Genomic DNA, 929 nt, shown 5'->3' with positions numbered 1-929 from the left:
AGAGTCTGTCCGGCATCATAATGTTTTCTGACAGAGCTTTCGGGTCATGAGGCGGATGGAGGCCAAGAGGACGAACGCTCGCCCTTTCCGGCTTTTGCATTCCCAATCCTTCGCGAGACGGCGGCAGCGGTTGAGCCAACCGATCGTTCGCTCGACAATCCAGCGCTTGGGCAACACAACGAAGCCCTTGGCCTGATCGGACCGCCTGACGATCTCGACCGTGATCGTGCGGCAGACCTTGCGCAGACCATCTTGGAAGGTCGGTCCCTGATAGCCGCCGTCGGCGAAGAGCTTGAGCAGAAACGGGTAGAGGCCGAACAGCGTGGCCATCACTAGCACGCCGCCATCCCGATCCTGAATGTCGGCGGGATGGACGAGCGCGTGCATCAGCAGGCCCTGCGTGTCGACCAGGATGTGGCGCTTCTTGCCCCTGATCTTCTTGCCCGCGTCGTAGCCGGGCGGGTCGATCGCACGCCCCCTTTTTCCGCGCCCTTCACGCTCTGGCTATCGATGATGGCTACCGTCGGGCTGACCTCCCGACCCACACGCTCCCGGCAGGCGACGTAGAGCGTGTGATGGATCCGCTCCAGCGTGCCGTCATAATCCCAGAGGTCGAAGTAGTCGTGCACCGTCGAGCGCGCCGCCAGATCCTTCGGGATCGCCCGCCATTGGCAGCCGGTGCTCAGCACGTACATCAGGCCGTTTACCACCGCCCGCATGTCGACGCTGCGCTTGCCGCCGCCGCGCTTGGCTGGAGGGATCAGGGGCTCGATCAGCGCCCACTCGTCATCCGTCAGGTCGCTCGGATAACGAAGCTCGCTTCGATCGTAGCGGGTCCGGTTCTCAGTCGTCCACATCGGCAGCCTCCACACAGGCAGCCTTGAATCACAAACCCCTCACCTCACTCAATATGTCGCCGGACAGACACT

General features: G+C 62.8%; 1 protein-coding gene. It reads right to left on the bottom strand.

The genetic code is table 11. The annotated features are described in order from the left end of the window. Positions 1–15: 15 nt before the first annotated feature. Positions 16–857 (bottom strand): IS5 family transposase gene (locus tag FV234_RS25880; protein ID WP_147832451.1). Its coding sequence is split into 2 segments (ribosomal slippage): positions 16–467 and positions 467–857, totalling 843 coding nucleotides; the frame shifts between segments, so codons are not numbered across the junction. Positions 858–929: the final 72 nt, after the last annotated feature.

It is taken from the genome of Methylobacterium sp. WL8, assembly GCF_008040045.1.
Classification (GTDB): Bacteria; Pseudomonadota; Alphaproteobacteria; order Rhizobiales; family Beijerinckiaceae; genus Methylobacterium; species Methylobacterium cerastii.
This window is presented reverse-complemented; position numbering and strand designations above follow the sequence as displayed.